13 protein-coding genes are annotated in these 17,328 nt (G+C 65.0%); 8 read left to right on the top strand and 5 right to left on the bottom strand.

Annotation, left to right across the window (positions count from 1 at the left end):
- The 3 genes from glgB to PMI40_RS06125 all read right to left on the bottom strand — a co-directional run.
- Positions 1–2,219, bottom strand: a 2,219-nt coding sequence (glgB, locus tag PMI40_RS06135) for a 1,4-alpha-glucan branching protein GlgB (RefSeq protein WP_008113230.1), incomplete at its 3' end; no start/stop codon positions are given.
- A 123-nt stretch (positions 2,220–2,342) separates the two neighbouring features.
- Positions 2,343–3,950: a glycogen synthase GlgA gene (gene glgA / locus PMI40_RS06130; RefSeq protein ID WP_008113229.1), complete on the bottom strand. Its 1,608-nt coding sequence runs from the start codon at positions 3,948–3,950 to the stop codon at positions 2,343–2,345.
- A gap of 402 nt (positions 3,951–4,352) precedes the next feature.
- Positions 4,353–4,580, bottom strand: coding sequence for a dodecin (locus tag PMI40_RS06125; RefSeq protein WP_008113228.1), 228 nt, complete (start codon positions 4,578–4,580; stop codon positions 4,353–4,355).
- Positions 4,581–4,925: 345 nt separating this feature from the next.
- Here PMI40_RS06125 and PMI40_RS06120 point away from each other — a divergent pair, with 345 nt between their 5' ends.
- From PMI40_RS06120 to PMI40_RS06090, 7 genes are all read left to right on the top strand, one after another.
- Complete coding sequence (locus PMI40_RS06120) at positions 4,926–5,105, top strand: hypothetical protein (RefSeq protein WP_008113226.1); 180 nt, start codon at positions 4,926–4,928, stop codon at positions 5,103–5,105.
- Positions 5,106–5,790: 685 nt separating this feature from the next.
- Positions 5,791–6,459: a DUF1120 domain-containing protein gene (locus tag PMI40_RS06115; protein WP_008113224.1), complete on the top strand. Its 669-nt coding sequence runs from the start codon at positions 5,791–5,793 to the stop codon at positions 6,457–6,459.
- A gap of 73 nt (positions 6,460–6,532) precedes the next feature.
- A complete protein-coding gene (locus PMI40_RS06110) occupies positions 6,533–7,222 on the top strand; it encodes a hypothetical protein (protein WP_157221455.1) in 690 nt (229 codons plus the stop codon).
- A gap of 41 nt (positions 7,223–7,263) precedes the next feature.
- Positions 7,264–8,013, top strand: a complete 750-nt coding sequence (locus PMI40_RS22875) for a DUF1120 domain-containing protein (protein WP_008113220.1) — start codon at positions 7,264–7,266, stop codon at positions 8,011–8,013.
- Positions 8,000–8,647, top strand: coding sequence for a DUF1120 domain-containing protein (locus tag PMI40_RS06100; RefSeq protein WP_008113217.1), 648 nt, complete (start codon positions 8,000–8,002; stop codon positions 8,645–8,647). The genes PMI40_RS22875 and PMI40_RS06100 overlap by 14 nt, the downstream gene beginning before the upstream one ends.
- A gap of 304 nt (positions 8,648–8,951) precedes the next feature.
- On the top strand, positions 8,952–10,238 hold the full coding sequence (locus tag PMI40_RS06095) for an MFS transporter (protein ID WP_008113216.1): 1,287 nt from the start codon (positions 8,952–8,954) through the stop codon (positions 10,236–10,238).
- Positions 10,239–10,615: 377 nt separating this feature from the next.
- The gene (locus PMI40_RS06090; RefSeq protein ID WP_008113212.1) at positions 10,616–12,844 is read left to right on the top strand and encodes an NADP-dependent isocitrate dehydrogenase; all 2,229 of its coding nucleotides are present in this window, start codon (positions 10,616–10,618) and stop codon (positions 12,842–12,844) included.
- 88 nt (positions 12,845–12,932) lie between these two features.
- Here the strand turns inward: PMI40_RS06090 and eutC are convergent, their stop codons facing one another.
- Together eutC and PMI40_RS06080 are read right to left on the bottom strand one after the other, a co-directional pair.
- Positions 12,933–13,766 (bottom strand): ethanolamine ammonia-lyase subunit EutC, encoded by an 834-nt coding sequence (gene eutC, locus PMI40_RS06085; RefSeq protein WP_008113210.1) that lies wholly within the window; start codon positions 13,764–13,766, stop codon positions 12,933–12,935.
- Between the two features lie 3 nt (positions 13,767–13,769).
- Entirely contained in the window at positions 13,770–15,167 is a 1,398-nt protein-coding gene (locus PMI40_RS06080) for an ethanolamine ammonia-lyase subunit EutB (RefSeq protein WP_008113208.1), read from the bottom strand.
- Between the two features lie 151 nt (positions 15,168–15,318).
- Between PMI40_RS06080 and PMI40_RS06075 the strand changes: the two genes are divergently transcribed.
- Positions 15,319–17,226, top strand: coding sequence for a hypothetical protein (locus tag PMI40_RS06075; protein WP_008113206.1), 1,908 nt, complete (start codon positions 15,319–15,321; stop codon positions 17,224–17,226).
- The last annotated feature ends 102 nt before the right edge of the window (positions 17,227–17,328 follow it).

Here is a 17,328-nt window from a genome sequence, read left to right as displayed (position 1 = left end):
CCCCCGCCGTTGCCGGCAGGCGGCACGCCGATACGATAGTGTTCACGCGGCACCGGCGTGAGGTTGACCAGCACCAGTACCGGCGCGGCGTTATCGGCGTAGCGGAAGTAGGCCAGCACGCTGTTGACGCTGTCGTTGCCGACGGCCCAGGCAAAGCCGTCGGCACGGCAGTCGCGCTGGTGCAGTGCCGGCTCCTGGCGGTACAGGCGGTTGAGGTCGCCCACCAGGCGCTGCAACTGGCGATGACCGGGGGCATGGCCGCCGTGTTCGTCGAGCAGGTGCCATGGCGGCGACTGGTCGTGGTCGAACTCGTCCGGTTGACCGAACTCGGTGCCCATGAACAGCAGCTTCTTGCCCGGATGGGTCCACATGAAACCGAAATAGGCCCGGTTGTTGGCAAATCGGCGCCATTCGTCGCCCGGCATCTTGTTGAGCAGCGCCCGCTTGCCATGCACCACCTCGTCGTGCGAGATGGGCAGGATGAAGTTCTCCGAAAACGCATACAACAGCCCGAAGGTCATGTCGTGATGATGGTAGCGGCGAAACAGCGGATCCGATTCCATGTAGCGCAGCGTGTCGTTCATCCAGCCCATGTTCCACTTGTAGCTGAACCCCAGGCCGTGGTGGTTGCCTTCATGGACCACTTCCGATGTCACGCCGGGCCACGAGGTCGATTCCTCGGCGATCATCAGTGCCCCCGGGCAGCGCTGTGCCACCACCTGGTTCAGTTCCCGCAGGAAGGCCACCGCTTCCAGGTTCTCGCGCCCGCCATGGATATTGGGCACCCATTCGCCACTGGCGCGGCTGTAGTCGCGGTAGAGCATCGAAGCGACCGCATCGACGCGCAGGCCATCGACGTGGAAATGCTCCAGCCATTCGAGCGCGCTGGCGATCAGAAAGCCCCGCACCTCGTTGCGTCCGAGGTTGAAGATCAGGGTATTCCAGTCCTGGTGAAAACCTTCGCGCGGGTCGGCGTGCTCGTAGAGCGCGGTGCCGTCGAACTGCGCCATGCCATGCGTGTCGCTGGGGAAGTGGGCGGGCACCCAGTCCAGCAGCACGCCGATACCGGCCTGGTGGCAACGGTCGACGAAGGCGGCAAAGCGCTCAGGCTTGCCAAAGCGGGCGCTGGGTGCGAACAGTCCGATCGGCTGGTAGCCCCAGGAGCCACCGAAGGGATGCTCCATCACCGGCATGAGCTCGATATGGGTAAAGCCCAGCTGCTGTACATACGGGATCAATTGGTCGGCCAGCTCATCCCAGTCGAGGTTGCGCCGGTTGTCTTCCAGCACCCGACGCCAGGACGCCGGATGCAGTTCGTAGATCGAGATCGGGGCGTCCAGCGCCTGGCGCGCGGCACGTTGGGCCATCCACTGCTCGTCGTTCCAATGATAGGGGCGCGGGTCGGCCACTACCGAGGCGGTGGCCGGCGGCAGCTCGGTGGCGCGCGCGACCGGATCGGCCTTGAGCGGCAGCACGCTGCCGTCGGGGGCGACGATCTCGTACTTGTAGACGTCGCCGGGACCAATGCGGGGGATGAAGATTTCCCATACGCCCTGTTCGTGGCGCAAGCGCATGATGTGGCGGCGGCCGTCCCACTGGTTGAAGTCACCCACCACCGACACGCGGCGGGCATTGGGCGCCCACACCGCAAAGCGGGTGCCGGGCACGCCATCGATCTCGGTGGCGCGCGCGCCCAGGCAATCGGCCAGTTGCCGATGGCGCCCTTCCTGCAGCAGGTGCAGGTCGAGTTCGCCCAGCAACAGCCCGAAGGCGTACGTGTCTTCCGTGGTCTGCACCTTGGTGCTGCCGTCGGGCTGGCGCCAGTCGACCTCGAAGACATAATCGGTGGCGGCCTTGTCGCGCGTCACGCCCGTGACCACGCCCACGAAGAAACCGCTGGGCGAGCCGTCCGGCGCGGGCAGCTGGGCCATGGTGGTGAGCGACTTGCTGGTACGCGGACACTTCACGCGCACCGCGTCGGCACCGGGATGGAAGCAGCGCACGCTGAGGCTGTCGTCACCGAGACGGTGCGGCCCCAGCAGCGAAAAGGGTTCGTTCAGGCTGCCCTGCAGCAGGGCGTTGAATTTTCCAAGGTCCGCATCGGACAGCGGATCGGGTTGGCGTGGCGCCGCGGGGGCGCCGGTGGCAGGTGTTTTCGGGCTGGAAGACGCCGGTCCCTGGACCGGTTCGCTGGAGGCCAAGACAGACATGCCGGACATGCTTACTCCTGTTGTTGTTATCGATATTGATGAGAAAGGAACGGCGGGGTCGCATGCCTGGCCCCGTCGGCCACCCACTACCACCCGCTGGTACCGGCCAGCGGCCGGTGCCCTACGGGCGACTTATGCGACGGCCTTGGCAGGTGCGCCGCCGACCACATTGGCAATGACCGCGGCCAGTGCGGCTGCAGCACCCGAGCGGCGTTCGCCCTGTACCGCCGGACGCGCCACGGGTGGCGCCACCGGGGCGGAACGGCTGGGGGCGAACAGCGACTTGGCCGTGGGGTGCGCCACGCTGACATAGGCATCGATATAGGCCTGGGTAGGACCGGCCCAATCCCAATCCACCGACATCGCATTACGCTGCACGGCTTGCCAGCGCTCGTTGTCGTGATAGATGGCAAAGGCGCGAGCCACGGCTTGCTGCATGTCGGCTGCGGTTTCGCCATCGAACAGCACGCCGGTGGCATTGACGGGATCGACATCGATGTCGCAGACGGTGTCGACCAGCCCACCCACGCGGGAACCGATGGGAATGGCACCGTAGCGCTGGGCGTAGATGGGCGTCAGGCCAAACGGCTCGAACCGGGTCGGATGCAGCAGCATGTCGCTGCCGGCGTGCAATGCGTGGGCACGACGTTCGTCGTAGCCGATATGCACCGCCATGCGATCGCTGTAGCGCTCGGCCAGCGCCAGCAGGCCTTGTTCGTACTCGGGTTCGCCGCAACCCAGCACCACCAGTTGCAGCCTTGGATGTGCCTGCAGGATGCCGGGGATCGCTTCGATGACGACATCGGCCATCTTCTGGTGCGAAATGCGGCTGCCGATCCCCATCACGGGGGCGAACGGGTCCGCCGGCACCAGGCCGAACAACTTCTGCAGGTCGCGCTTGCAGGCAGCCTTGCCTTTCATGTCGCCGACACCGAAGTTGCGGGCGATCAGCGGATCGTCGACCGGATCCCACAGCGAGGCGTCGATGCCGTTCGGAATGGCGCGCAGGTCCAGCTTGCGGAAGGCAAGGATACCGTCCATGCCGCAGCCGAAGCGCGGCGTCAGGATCTCATTGGCATAGTTGCGGCTGACCGTGGAGACGCAATCCGAGAACCGGATGCCCGCCTTCAGGAACGACAGCTTGCCCCAGTATTCGACGCCATCGCCGGTCAACAGGTGCTCGGGAATGCCGATCTGCTCAGCCACACCGAGGTCGAAATTGCCCTGGAACGCCAGGTTGTGGATGGTCAGCATGGTGCCGATATGGTCCAGCCCGCGCAGCTTGAGCAGGCAAGGAATCAGGCCCGCATGCCAATCGTTGGCATGCACCACATGCGGCACCGCCAAGGTGGTCTCGCCGGCGCAGATGGCCACTGCGGCATGCGACAGGTCGGCGAAGCAGACGGCGTTGTCGTTGAACTCGACCCCGTTGGAGTCGACATAGGGATTGGCACCGCGCTGGCGAAAGCGCGCTGTATCGAGCAGCAAGGCCGGCACGTCGGTGCCGGGGATGGTCCCGTGCAGCAGGCGGGCGGCGCCGCCCGGCAGGCCGTTCCTGAGGTTGACCTGCACCGCGTCACCCAGGTTGCGTACCGCCTCGGGATAGGCCGGCATCAGGATGCTGGCATCGATGCCGACACGACGCAGGGACACCGCCAACGCGGTAATGACGTCCGCCAGGCCGCCCGTCTTGACGAGTGGTACGGCCTCGGAACTGACCAACAGGACTCGAGCTTGCAAGATAATCCCCTCAATGAGAAAGCACCTGGGTAGAAAGCACTGGCGCGCCGGATGCAGGCTTGGCCCGATATTGCCGAGCCATCGCGATTTATTGTTGTGCTACCGGAAAATTTTGTGCGCCGATGTTCAACGTTATACGGACACTTGCTCGTACTCACTATCGGACAGCGACGCGACGTCGCGTAGGATGAATCCTACCGCTGCACTGCGGCGAAGCCCTTCCCCCATCTGGGCTGCCGCCCCATCGGACCAATGTGCGGGGAACCGTGCGGCGGTGCCGCATCCGCGCGCGGGCGAGCACGGATGCGAGGCATGTGGACCGCCCAACGGCGGGTCATGCGGCATCCGCCCCGGCCAGCGGGCAGGACAGGCTCGACATTGGGCATCACATGACAGAACTGGTCAGTGCTCGAGACGGAAACCCAGTTTGAGCGTCACCTGGAAATGCCCGATATTGCCGTTTTCGACATGGCCCCGGGTCTCGATCACTTCGAACCAGTCGATATGCTTGATGGTCTTGCCGGCGTCGGCGATGGCGTTGCGGATGGCATCGTCGGTTCCGGTGGGCGAACTGCCGACGATCTCGATGACCTTATAGGTATTGGCATTGTTTTGCTTGTGTTCGGACATGGGCATACTCCAGGGTTGAAAACTGCCCATCATAAAAACGGCGCTGCCGCGCCCCCATCGGTGGTCGTCGCAAAACGAAGTAGGAAAGACGGTATTGCGGTCGATCTTTTCAGTGGGAAACGGTTTTTTTTGCCTTGCAGCAAAACAACCCGATCAGGCGCTATCAGAATGACAAGATATCCGGCCTGTTTGCCGACTATCCTACAAACAAATCGGACGAGAGCCGATATTGCGCCGCAACTTGAAGGCATAATGTTCAGCCAACGGGGCAACCTCTGCGCTGCCCGCCTTCCCTGCCGCGACGACGCCAGGACGCACGACATTTTTTATCCCTTGGAGAGCATCATGTCGAATTCGACTCATACTGCCGGCGCCGTGCAACCTCAACCGGTGCAACCTCAGACCGCCGCCGCGCCGGGCGCCAACCAGGCCCAGCCGGTCGATGACGCCGCTGCGGCGCGTCTGACCGCGATCCGCATCCGCGGCCAGCACGCCGACCTCGACGGCCAGGAGCAGGCACAATAAACCCGGCCCGGCCACTGCCACACGTGGCCGGACCGCTGCATTGAAGCAGGAGATGTGGAGACAGGCGAACGACCCGGTTCCGACGCCACGACAAAACGGCATCTGGCAACGACCGGATGCAAGACACCCAGGACTGGCCGATGCGCTGCTCCTGGGTGTTTTTTTTCCAGCCTCCGTCCGCCGCGCTGGCCGCCTTTGCCTTCCCTCCCCGGTGCGGATCGCCATGCGCCGCCACCAGCGCGCGCCTCATGGGGCGCGCTTGGTCTCGTATCGTCAACTTTCGGGTCCCGATATCTAACTAATTGTGCTCGCGAGGCAACAATCTCTACAAGTTATTCGAAGCAGCAGGCTTTTGGGCTGTGAGAAATAACGGGCTCCACCCAAAATGTTTTCGAAGGGAAATAATGCAGCATTTCCAGTCGAGCACATCACCATGCCGCACGCAGTTGTTACGCTGTCTTCCCTCGCATTGATGCACCTGATGAGCTTCGCGCCGCCCGCGGACCCGCCGGCCATCTTGCCGACGCACTCATCTTTCCCCCACCTAGCCCCCGTAGCGCCTCATCCGGGCCGCAGCCACCTGCATGGATCGTTTTCGCTATGCAGCGTGCCCGATCTCGTCTGGTGCCGCCCGGCTCCCGCGCACTGACACCCAACACCCCACTCATCCACTGAAAGGAACAACATGAATCGACCCGCACTCCAGCACAAGCACCTGGCCGCGCTGATCCTGATCGCTGCCAGCCTGCCGAGCAGTGCCAACGAAGGCAGCGCATCGGCCACCTTGTCGATCGAGGGCGTGATCAAACCCAAGCCGTGCAACCCGCAATTCGACAATGGCGGCAAGATCGACTTCGGCTCGCTCGACCTGTCGACGCTGGCCAATGGCAACGATCCCATCAAGGTCGGCGAGCGCAACGTCGAGTTCCAGGTCTTCTGCGCCCAGGCGGCCAAGGTCCGGGTGCGGGTCAAGGACGAACGGCCCAATACCGCCATCCCTTCGGTGAGCAGCCTCGACGAGCGCTTCCACTACGGCCTGGGCATGAACGGGCAGAACAAGGTCGGTTCCTATCACATCAAGATCCTGGCCACCGGTGCCGCCGGCAATGGCGATACGGTCAGGATGACGGCATCGGACGGCACCCAGGCCAACTGGCACACGCCGGCCCAGTCCTATGCCGCATCCGACCGCTGGCTGGCCTGGGCGCCGGCTTCCGGCGACATGCCAGGCGCGTTCAAGACCTTCAAGGTAGGCCTGGCGGTCGAGGTGCATCTGCCGCCGATCGACCAGTTGAACCTGGGCGAGGACATCCGCCTCGATGGCGTGTCGACCTTCGAGCTCAAATACGAGTGATGATCCGCGCCGCCCGCCCAGCCTTGCGCCCGGGCGGCTTTCCCGCCACTTTCATTACCCTGGAAACCCCATGATGAAACGGTCTTCCCCGCTCCACCGCCTGGCTGCCTGCCTGCTGCCGCTGGCGACCTTGGCCGCCGGCAGCGCGCCGCAGGCACATGCTGCCGAATCGGCCAAGTTGAATGTCACCGGCACCATCATGCCGCCGCCCTGCTCCATCGTGCTGACCAATAACCGGATCGACCTGGGCACGCTGCAGGCGTCGGCGCTGCACCCGCTGGCGCGCTACGGCAAGCATGACGCCGCCCGCTTCAGCTTTCACCTGCAGTGCGCCCAGCCCAGCCGGGTGCGCATGCGCTTTACCGACAACCAGGCCAACAGCGTGCCCGAATATCATCGCGACTGGGCCGAGGCACGCCACGGACGACCGAACATGTTCGGCCTGGGCAAGGTGGCCGGCAAGAACATCGGCTCCTACTTCATGTATTTCGAACCCGACAGCCTCAAGGCGGGAAACGTGCCGGTACGGCCGGTCTACGACGATGGTCCCGACGAAAAACCGGGCTACCACCTCGAGAACTACAACTACATCCTCACCACCGCCTCGCTGGGCTGGACCGGCGACCGGCATATCCGCGCTGCCAGCTTCGAGCGCATCGACGGTGAAATCGTGCTCAGCTACATGCTGGAACAGCCCCACGACCTGCCACTGGAAAGAGAAATCACCTTCAACGGCTGGGCCACGATCGACCTGGAGTACTGACCAGCCTCGCCGGCAGCGGCGCCTTCACAGAGAACCCCACCATGAACAAGACCTGCATCCCGACCTGCCATGCCTTCATTGCCGTCCAGGCCCGACCCGCGCCCGGGCGGCGGCCGTCGCAGTCGCGCCTGTCACGGCTATCCCGCCGGCTGTGCCACCTGCTGCTCGCGGCCGCCTGCCTGCCACCGGCGATGGCCGCCGATAACGTCGACCTGGTCGTCAGCGGTCGCATCGTGCCCACACCCTGCACGGTCAACCTGGCCAACAATGGCAGCGCCGACTTCGGCAACATCACCGCGGCCGAACTGCCCGCTCCCGGCACGCGCCTGTTGAGCGCCGAACGGACATTGCCGTTTTCCATACAATGCGTACCCGCCAATTCGCCCCGGTTGAGCTTCAAGGATGACCGCGCCAATAGCGTCCCGGCGATCTACGACACGCTATCGACGGCCTCCGGCCGTGCCGGCATGTTCGGGCTGGGACGCGTGGCCGACAAGAACATCGGCATGTACCTGCTGCATTTCAGGGACCTGAAGGCCGACGGCAAGGACGCCAAGCTGGTCGGCTCGCGGGATGGCGAGGCGCCATGGAAATTCATCGGCCCGGCAGAGGTCATCACCAAGGAATTCAAGTATGTATGGAGCACGACGGCCGAGCCGCAAACAGGAACGTTTGGCGCCATCAATGGCGACCTCGTCGTCCAGCTGTGGCCCGAACCGCTCGACGAACTCCCGTTGCAGAGCGAGATCCGGCTCGACGGCAGCACCACGCTGGTGCTTGAGTATCCATAGGCGTTCGCGCGCCAGACGGGTACGTATCCGCCCGGGCCTGCTGGCGGCGCTGCTGGTGTGCAGCCACGCCGCCGCGGAACAACGCTCGACGCTGCAACTGAGCGGAATCGTCCGCCCCGCCGCCTGCGCGCCCAGCATAGCCAACGATGGCGTGGTGAACTTCGGCACGATCGCCCCCCAGTCCTTGCCCGGGGACCGCCCGGCACAACTCGAGAAGAAGACCATCAACCTGACCATCGAGTGTATTGCCCCTACCCGCATCGCCGTGGCGTTCTCGGCGCACCGTTTCGTCCCGGGTGTGCGGGCCGCCTATGGCATGAGCCGCATCGGCGCGCGCTGGATCAGCCTGTACGACGTCAATTTCGAGACCGGCAGCGCCGTGGCCGACGGCAGGCCCATGCATATCTTCTACGCGCGGCGCTACAACGGCCAATGGCAACGCAAGACCCCTGGCGTGGCGCTGACGCCGGGCCACCGCTATGCCTGGCGCAAGGAGGGCGAGCTGGCGCGCGCGGCCAGCAACTACAGTGTCGACATCAGCATCCAGCCCACGGTGCTCATCGGCGGCCAGTCCATGCTGCCGGGGCCGATACCGGTCAGCGGCACGGCTACGGTCGACGTACTCTATCCCTGAGCGGTCATCCCCGCAGGCCCAGGCGCCGCGCCAGCCGCTTCAGGTTGGCGCGGTCCAGCCCCGGTTCGCGCGGGCTCGCGGCCAGGTTGCCGGCGTGCCGCTGCAAGCTCTCGGCCACCATCTTGCGTTCGAGCTGCTCGACCGCATCCGGCCTGATAGCGCGCGCAAAATCGAATTAGCGGCTAGAATCGGCGGCGCAATAGCTAGAAAACACCACAGAACCCGCCAGCGCGCGACCTCGCGTCGCGCTGCATGATGGGCGCCAGGCCGGAATACACGGCTCGCCAACCAAAAAGAGGCACACATGAGTACATCCACATCTTCGCCGTCGAAGCTTTCCACGGTGCTGCGCGTGACCAGCGGCAACTTCATGGAAATGTTCGACTTCTTCCTGTTCGGCTTCTACGCCACCCACATCTCCAAGGCCTTCTTCCCCAGCGACAACGAGTTTGCCTCGCTGATGCTGACCTTCATGACCTTCGGTGCCGGGTTCCTGATGCGACCGCTGGGCGCCATCATCCTCGGCGCCTATGTCGACCGCGTCGGTCGTCGCCGCGGACTGATCGTCACCCTGGCGCTGATGGCGCTGGGCACGGTACTGATCGCCTGCGTGCCCGGCTATGCCACCATCGGTGCGCTGGCGCCGGTGCTGGTGCTGGTCGGGCGCCTGCTGCAGGGTTTCTCGGCCGGCGTCGAGCTGGGCGGGGTCTCGGTCTACCTGGCCGAAATGGCCACGCCCGGCAACAAGGGCTTCTATGTCAGCTGGCAATCCGGCAGCCAGCAGGTCGCCATCATCGTGGCCGCCGCCATCGGCTACGCACTCAACACCAGCCTGTCGCCGGCAGAGATCGGCGAATGGGGCTGGCGGGTGCCGTTCTTCATCGGCTGCATGATCGTGCCGGTGCTGTTCGTGATCCGGCGCTCGCTGCAGGAAACCGAGGAGTTCAAGGCCCGCAAGCACCGCCTGTCGACCGGCCAGATCTTCCAGTCGATGATCGACAACTGGAAGCTGGTGATCGCCGGCATGATGCTGGTGTCGATGACCACGGTCTCGTTCTACCTGATCACGGTCTACACCCCTACCTTCGGCAAGAGCGTGCTGAAGCTGTCGACCGAGGCCAGCCTGATCGTGACCCTGTGCGTGGGCCTGTCCAACTTCATCTGGCTGCCCGTCATGGGCGCATTGTCGGACCGCATCGGCCGCCGCCCTATCCTGCTGGCGTTCACCGTCCTGACCATCCTGACCTCCTATCCCGCGATCAACTGGCTGGTGCATGACGCCAGCTTCGCCAAGATGCTGGCGGTCGAGCTGTGGCTGTCGTTCCTGTACGCCAGCTATAACGGCGCCATGGTCGTGGCCCTGACCGAAGTCATGCCGGTCGAGGTGCGCACCGCCGGGTTTTCGCTGGCCTACAGCCTGGCCACGGCGCTGTTCGGCGGCTTCACCCCGGCCGTGGCGACCGGCCTGATCCAGGCCACCGGCGACAAGGCCGCCCCCGGCATCTGGATGAGCGCCGCCGCCGTCTGCGGCCTGATCGCTACCCTGGTGCTGTACCGCAATCGGGCCAGCGGCCAGCCGGTGACGGCCTGACCCTTACCTCTCAGCTATTGGATGGGGCCGCGCTTGCGGCCCTTTTTTTGGCCCGTGGATTGCCAGAGTGACAACGACGCTGTCCGGAAGCGGCAAAAAAATCTTCGAGTCTTATATAAGAGTTGCAGATTTTCCCGTCGCTTCGGAGTAGACTACAGCCTGTTTTTTGCCGCGGCATCTGAGGAAAAGACCAAAAGACGCTGCCGGACACGGTATTTGCACGTGGAAAAACGCCCCACCCGGCGGGACAGGCCGGCAGCCAGCGGCATGCGGATGCCTCAGCCACCAGCACACGATGCATCCGCGCGCCGCAGGACGGGACGGCCGACAGCATAGGCAGCACTGCACATCAACACACCAACAGCAAGGACATCATCGTGACTACAGGTAACCCGACCATCATCTATACGCTGACCGATGAGGCGCCATATCTGGCGACCCATTCGCTCCTGCCCATCGTCAAGAAATTCACCGCGCCAGCCGGCATCGACGTCGTCGAGAGCGACATTTCGGTGGCAGCGCGTATCCTGGCCGAATTCTCCGAGTTGCTGACCGATGAGCAGAAAGTCCCCGACAACCTGGCCGCGCTGGGCGCACTGACCCAGAGCCCCGACGCCAACATCATCAAGCTGCCCAACATCAGCGCTTCGGTGCTGCAGTTGCAGGCCGCCATCCGCGAACTGCAGTCGCGCGGCTACAAGCTGCCGGACTATCCCGAACAGCCAGCCACCGACGAAGAAAAGGCGCTGCAGAAGCGCTATAACAAGATCTCGGGCAGCGCCGTCAACCCGGTGCTGCGCGAAGGCAACTCCGACCGCCGTGCGCCCAATGCGGTCAAGAACTATGCCCGCAAGCACCCGCACTCGATGTCGAAATGGAGCATGGCTTCGCGCACCCACGTGGCACACATGCGCGGCGGCGACTTCTATGCCGGCGAAAAGAGCCTGACCATCGAGCAACCGGTCGAAGTCAACATGGACCTGGTGACAAAGTCCGGCGAGACCATCGTGCTCAAGAAGAAGGTCGCGCTGCAGGCCGGCGAGATCATCGACAGCATGTTCATGAGCAAGCAGGCGCTGTGCCAGTACTACGAAGAGCAGATGCAGGACGCGTTCGATTCGAACCTGCTGCTGTCGGTCCACGTCAAGGCCACCATGATGAAGGTCTCGCACCCGATCGTGTTCGGGCACGCCGTGCGTACCTACTACAAGAACACCTTCGAAAAGCATGCCAAGCTGTTTGCCGACCTCGGCGTCAATCCGAACAATGGCATGTCGGGCGTGTACGAAAAGATCAACACCCTGCCGCAAGCCCAGAAGGATGAAGTGCTGGCCGACCTGAAGGCCGACGAAGCACGCCGCCCGCGCCTGGCCATGGTCGATTCGGCCAAGGGCATCACCAACCTGCACGCCCCCAACGATGTCATCGTCGACGCCTCGATGCCGGCCATGATCCGTGCCGGCGGCAAGATGTGGAACGCCGAAGGCAAGACCGAAGACACCAAGGCCCTGCTACCGGAGTCGACCTTCGCCCGCATCTACCAGGAAATCATCAACTTCTGCAAGACCAACGGCGCGTTCGACCCGACCACCATGGGCACCGTGCCCAACGTCGGCCTGATGGCACAGAAGGCCGAGGAATACGGCTCGCACGACAAGACCTTCGAAATCGCCCAGGCCGGCGTGGCGCGCATCGTCACCGCCGACGGCAAGGTTCTGCTGGAGCAGAATGTCGAAGCCGGCGATATCTGGCGCATGTGCCAGGTCAAGGATCCGGCAGTGCGCGACTGGGTCAAGCTGGCCGTGACCCGCGCGCGCCTGTCGGGCATGCCGGCCGTGTTCTGGCTCGACCCGTACCGTCCGCACGAGGCCGAACTAATCAAGAAGGTGCGCAACTACCTCAAGGACCACGACACCAACGGCCTGGACATCCAGATCATGTCGCAGGTACGCGCCATGCGCTACACGCTGGAGCGCGTCATCCGCGGCCAGGACACCATCTCGGTGACCGGCAATATCCTGCGTGACTACCTGACCGACCTGTTCCCGATCATGGAACTGGGCACCTCGGCCAAGATGCTGTCGATCGTCCCGCTGATGGCCGGCGGCGGCATGTTCGAAACCGGCGCCGGCGGCTCGGCACCGAAGCATGTGCAACAGCTGGTCGGCGAAAACCACCTGCGCTGGGACTCGCTGGGCGAGTTCCTGGCACTGGCGGTGTCGATCGAGGACGTCGGCATCAAGACCGGCAACGGCCGCGCCAAGATCCTGGCCAAGACGCTCGATGCCGCTACCGGCAAGCTGCTCGACAACAACAAGTCGCCTTCGGCCAAGACCGGTGAACTCGACAACCGCGGCAGCCACTTCTACCTGGCCCTGTACTGGGCCCAGGAACTGGCGGCCCAGAAGGACGACGCCGAACTGGCCAAGCAGTTTGCGCCGCTGGCCAAGTCGCTGGCCGAGAACGAAGCCAAGATCGTGGCCGAGCTCAACGGCGTGCAGGGAAAGCAGGTCGACATCGGTGGTTACTACCTGCCGGACCGTGCCAAGACCTTCGCGGTGATGCGTCCTAGCGAAACCTTCAACAAGGCGCTGGAAGCGTTGTAATCGCCGCCTTGACCGGGCAATGAAAATAGCCGCGATGTTCTCGCGGCTATTTTTTTTCGAGGTGCCTGCGCTGGCGGCGGCTCGGCGCTCAGCGCGCGTCTTCGGGGTCAGGGCCCGTCAGGAAATTGCCGGCCGGCGCCAGCTCTGCCTTTGCCTGGCCGGTGCTCTCGTCCTTCAGGGCCACGCCCGACAGGCCGCGCAGGCGCGCCTGCGCCATCAGGTAATGCAGCCGGTAGGCGGCGTCGGCATAGGCCAGTCCCTGCGGGCGCACATTGGAGATGCAATTGCGGCTGGCATCGGTCAAGCCGCGCCGAGGCATCCAGGTCAGGTACAGCCCCATGCTGTCTGGCGAGCTCAGCCCGGGACGCTCGCCGATCAGGATCACCACCAGCCGCGCCCCCAGCAACTCCCCGATCTCATCGGCAATCGCCACCCGCGCCTGGCTGGCAATGACCAGCGGTGCCATGCTCCAGTTCTCGGAGGCGATGCGCGCCATCAGCTCGGCCAGGAACGGCGCCGCATGCCGGTCTACGGCCAGTGCCGACAAGCCGTCGCCAATGACCAAGGCAATGTCGACCCGGCGCTCGTCGTTCGCCCCTGCCGCCAGCGCCGCCCGTGATGCATCCGACAGCTGCCGCCCCAGGTCCGGCCGTTGCAGGTAGGTGAGGCGGTCGGCGGCGGCGCTGTGCACCTGGATGACCTGCTGCGCGCCCGGCACCAAGGGCTGCAGCCTGGTCGCCAGGTCCGCCACGTCCAGTGCCTGGTGCACCGCGTCGCGCGCCTGCGCGTGCGCCAGCTGGAACGCCAGCTGCGCCTCGGTCGGCAGGCTGACCCCGGCGCGGCCCAGCGCGATGCGCGCCGGGGTGACGCGGCGCAAGGCCTCCCAGGCATTGGCGGTAACCACATCAGGGCGCCGGCGCATGGCTTAGCCGAGCCGGGCCAAGGCGTGACGAAAGCCGGGCGGCATGTCGTCATGCAGGCGAAACTGCTGCTCGCCGTTGAAGATCTGCATCCGGTGCAGCCAGGCCTCGAACTCGGGCGCCGGCCGCGTACCCAGCACGCGACGCACATACAAGGCGTCATGGAACGACGTGCTCTGGTAATTGAGCATGATGTCGTCCGAACCGGGCACGCCCATGACGAAGGTACAACCGGCCACGCCCAGCAGCGTGAGCAGCGCATCCATGTCGTCCTGGTCGGCCTCGGCGTGATTGGTGTAGCAGACGTCACAACCCATCGGCAGGCCCAGCAGCTTGCCGCAGAAATGGTCTTCCAGTCCGGCGCGGATGATCTGCTTGCCGTCGTACAGGTATTCGGGACCGATGAAACCGACCACGGTGTTGACCAGCAAGGGCTCGAAGTGGCGCGCCACCGCGTAGGCCCGCGCCTCGCAGGTCTGCTGGTCGATGCCGTGATGGGCGTTGGCCGACAAGGCGCTGCCCTGCCCGGTCTCGAAGTACATCACGTGTTGGCCCACGGTGCCGCGCCCCAGCGAAGACGCGGCAGCCCTGGCCTGTGCCAGCAGCGCCAGGTCGATGCCGAAGCTGCGGTTGGCGGCCTCGGTGCCGGCAATCGACTGGAACACCAGGTCGACCGGGGCACCGCGCTCGATGGCGGCAATCGTATTGGTGACGTGGGTCAGCACGCAGGACTGGGTCGGTATCTGGTAGCGCGTAATGAGCTCGGCCATCATCTCGACCAGCCTGATGACCTGCGGCACGTTGTCGGTGGCGGGATTGATGCCGATGACGGCGTCGCCGCTGCCATAGAGCAGGCCGTCGAGCATGGCCGCGGCAATGCCGCTGGCGTCGTCGGTGGGGTGGTTGGGCTGCAGGCGGGTCGACAAGCGCCCCTGCAGGCCGATGGTGTTGCGAAAGGCGGTCACGACGCGGCACTTGCGGGCCACCAGGATCAGGTCCTGGTTGCGCATGATCTTCGACACCGCGGCGGCCATCTCGGGCGTGATGCCCGCGGCCACCGCCGCCAGCACGGTGCTGTCGGTATCGTCGGCCAAGAGCCAGTTGCGAAAGTCACCGACGGTGAGGTGGGCGATCGGGGCGAACGCGGTGCCATCGTGATGGTCGACGATCAGCCGGCTGACCTCATCGGTCTCATACGGCACCAGCAACTCTTGCAGGAACAGCTTGAGCGGTATATCGGCCAGCGCCATCTGCGCTGCGGCGCGCTGGCGGGCGCTGTCGGCGGCGATCCCGGCCAGCAGGTCTCCCGAACGCGCGGGGCTGGCCTTGGCCAGCAGGTCCCTGAGGTCGGCGAAGCCATGCTGCACGCCGCCCAGCGAATGGATGAAACGAGGTGGCGCCATGGGTGCTCCTGCTAATGCGTGTCGTGTTGGACCGGCCCTCGCACCGGCCGTTCTCGCGTCGTTGCGGCGTCGGTGCAATCGCCACTGGCGGCGAGTGCGCTTGAACGGCACAATGCGGATTGCCCGCTGACCACGCCCCGCGCCCGACTTCATGACCGCTCCCACCACCGCTGCCGCCGACGATATTTTCTCGCTGGAAAGATTCGAGTTCCTTTGCTATTGCCGGCAACGCGAACCTGCCGCCCGCGAACTGGTGCGCCTGCTGGTGCTGATCGACCGCAACTACGGCAAGCTGGACCGCAACTTTTCGCTGTCGGTATCGGCCGCGGTACCCGCCAGCGAACACGACGCGCATCTGCTGACCCGGCTTACCTCGGCCATCTCGGCACTGTTCTCGGACCCTGAGTTTCAACTCAGCCCCGATGGCTTCGGCCAGTTGATCAACTTCCAGCGCTGGCTGTCGGCGTTGTTCGGCGCCAGCCATTTCGTCAATTGCGATCATATCCTGCGTTCGCTGAACCTGGGCGGACCCGACGCCGCCGGGTTCGCGCTGCGCCCGCCCGACCTGGTCAAGTTCTGCCTGCTGTACTCCCCTGAATCGGAACTGCCGCTGGACGTCGAGTTGCTGTGGCAACAGAATCGGCCGCTGGCGGCGGCATTGTTCATGGCCCTGCTGTCACCGCGCCTGCTGGGCTCGCAGGCCGCGCACTCCAAGCGCGAGGCGCTGCTGGCCTGGCTGCCCGACCGTCTCACCGAGATCGACAAGCTCGATACCCTGCCGGTGGCGGTGCTGCACGACGTCTACATGCATTGCAGCTACGCCGACCTGCCCCAGCGGCACCGTATCAAGGCCGCCATCAATACCCTGATCGAACGCAAGTTGCGCGAAGCCGGCATCGACGACCTGGTGCCGGATGGTGGCAGTGCCGTGACCGGGGGCGACAAGCCGGTCATGCTGGTGCTGCTCGAATGGTTCTCGGGCGGCCACTCGATCTATCGCACCCATTCGCGCACGCTGGAAGGTGCACGGCGCCACTTCAGGCTGGTGGCGCTGGGCCTGGCGGCCAACGTCGACCAGCTGGGGCGCGCGGTATTCGACCAGTTCATCGCCTTGACCCGCCCCGGCGACCTGCTGGGCTGCCTGCGCGAGTTGCGCGAGCACGCCGCGCGGTTACGCCCTGCGGTCCTGTACATGCCCAGCGTGGGCATGTTCCCGATCACCATGTTCGCCGCCAACCTGCGGCTCGCACCGTTGCAGGTGGCCGCCCTGGGACACCCGGCCACCACCCATTCGCGCCACATCGACTACATCAGCGTGGAGGACGATTTCGTGGGCGACCCGGCCTGCTTCAGCGAAAGACTGCTGCGCCTGCCGGCCGATGGCCAGCCTTATCGGCCATCGGCGGCGGCGGCGCAGGTGGCGCCGGTGGATCGCCTGGCGCGCCGCGACCGGGTGCAGGTCGACATCGCCATTGCCGCCACCACGATGAAGTTCAATCCGCGCTTCCTGCTGGCCTGCCAGAAGATCGCCGAGATGGCAGCCCAGCCGGGAGCGGCAATGGCGCCACGGCAAGTGCGCTTTCACTTCCTGGTCGGCCAGTCGCAGGGGTTGCTGACGCCTCAGGTGCAGCGGCTGGTCCAGCGCTATGTGCCGCACGCGGCGGTCTATCCGCACCGGCCCTACCAGCAATACCTGGACCTGTTCAACCAGTGCGATATGTTCCTGTCGCCACTGCCCTTTGGTAACACCAACGGCATCATCGATGCCTTTACCGTGGGCCTGCCGGGGGTGTGCAAGACCGGGCCCGAGGTATTCGAGCACATCGACGAGGGCTTGTTCAGGCGCGTCGGCCTGCCCGGATGGACCATCGCCGCCACCCTCGAAGAGTACATCGCGGCGGCCGTCCGGATGGCTTGCGACTTCGATGCACGGGCCGCGCTGTATCGCCATCTGGCAGATCCGCGCCCATTGCAACGGCTGTTCGAGGGACGTCCCGAATCCCTCGGCGAAGCCCTGGCAGTCTTGGTGGAAGGCCAAGCCAGCGGCGTACGACCGTAGTCACGGGCGCCAGGCTCGGCCTGCGCAGGCTGCCGGTGAACGCACGACCGCTCCCCGACCGGCTGGCCGCGTGGCACCGCCTGGCGCGCCAGCGGCAGCCAT

It is taken from the genome of Herbaspirillum sp. YR522 (assembly GCF_000282575.1).
Taxonomy (GTDB): Bacteria; Pseudomonadota; Gammaproteobacteria; order Burkholderiales; family Burkholderiaceae_D; genus Herbaspirillum.
This window is presented reverse-complemented; position numbering and strand designations above follow the sequence as displayed.

Coding starts and splice junctions, on each gene's coding strand:
- PMI40_RS06125 (WP_008113228.1), bottom strand. CDS start 4,580: ATGTCCGAACACAAGCAAAACAATGCCAATACCTATAAGGTCATCGAG.
- PMI40_RS06120 (WP_008113226.1), top strand. CDS start 4,926: ATGTCGAATTCGACTCATACTGCCGGCGCCGTGCAACCTCAACCGGTG.
- PMI40_RS06115 (WP_008113224.1), top strand. CDS start 5,791: ATGAATCGACCCGCACTCCAGCACAAGCACCTGGCCGCGCTGATCCTG.
- PMI40_RS06110 (WP_157221455.1), top strand. CDS start 6,533: ATGAAACGGTCTTCCCCGCTCCACCGCCTGGCTGCCTGCCTGCTGCCG.
- PMI40_RS22875 (WP_008113220.1), top strand. CDS start 7,264: ATGAACAAGACCTGCATCCCGACCTGCCATGCCTTCATTGCCGTCCAG.
- PMI40_RS06095 (WP_008113216.1), top strand. CDS start 8,952: ATGAGTACATCCACATCTTCGCCGTCGAAGCTTTCCACGGTGCTGCGC.
- eutC (WP_008113210.1), bottom strand. CDS start 13,766: ATGCGCCGGCGCCCTGATGTGGTTACCGCCAATGCCTGGGAGGCCTTG.
- PMI40_RS06080 (WP_008113208.1), bottom strand. CDS start 15,167: ATGGCGCCACCTCGTTTCATCCATTCGCTGGGCGGCGTGCAGCATGGC.
- PMI40_RS06075 (WP_008113206.1), top strand. CDS start 15,319: ATGACCGCTCCCACCACCGCTGCCGCCGACGATATTTTCTCGCTGGAA.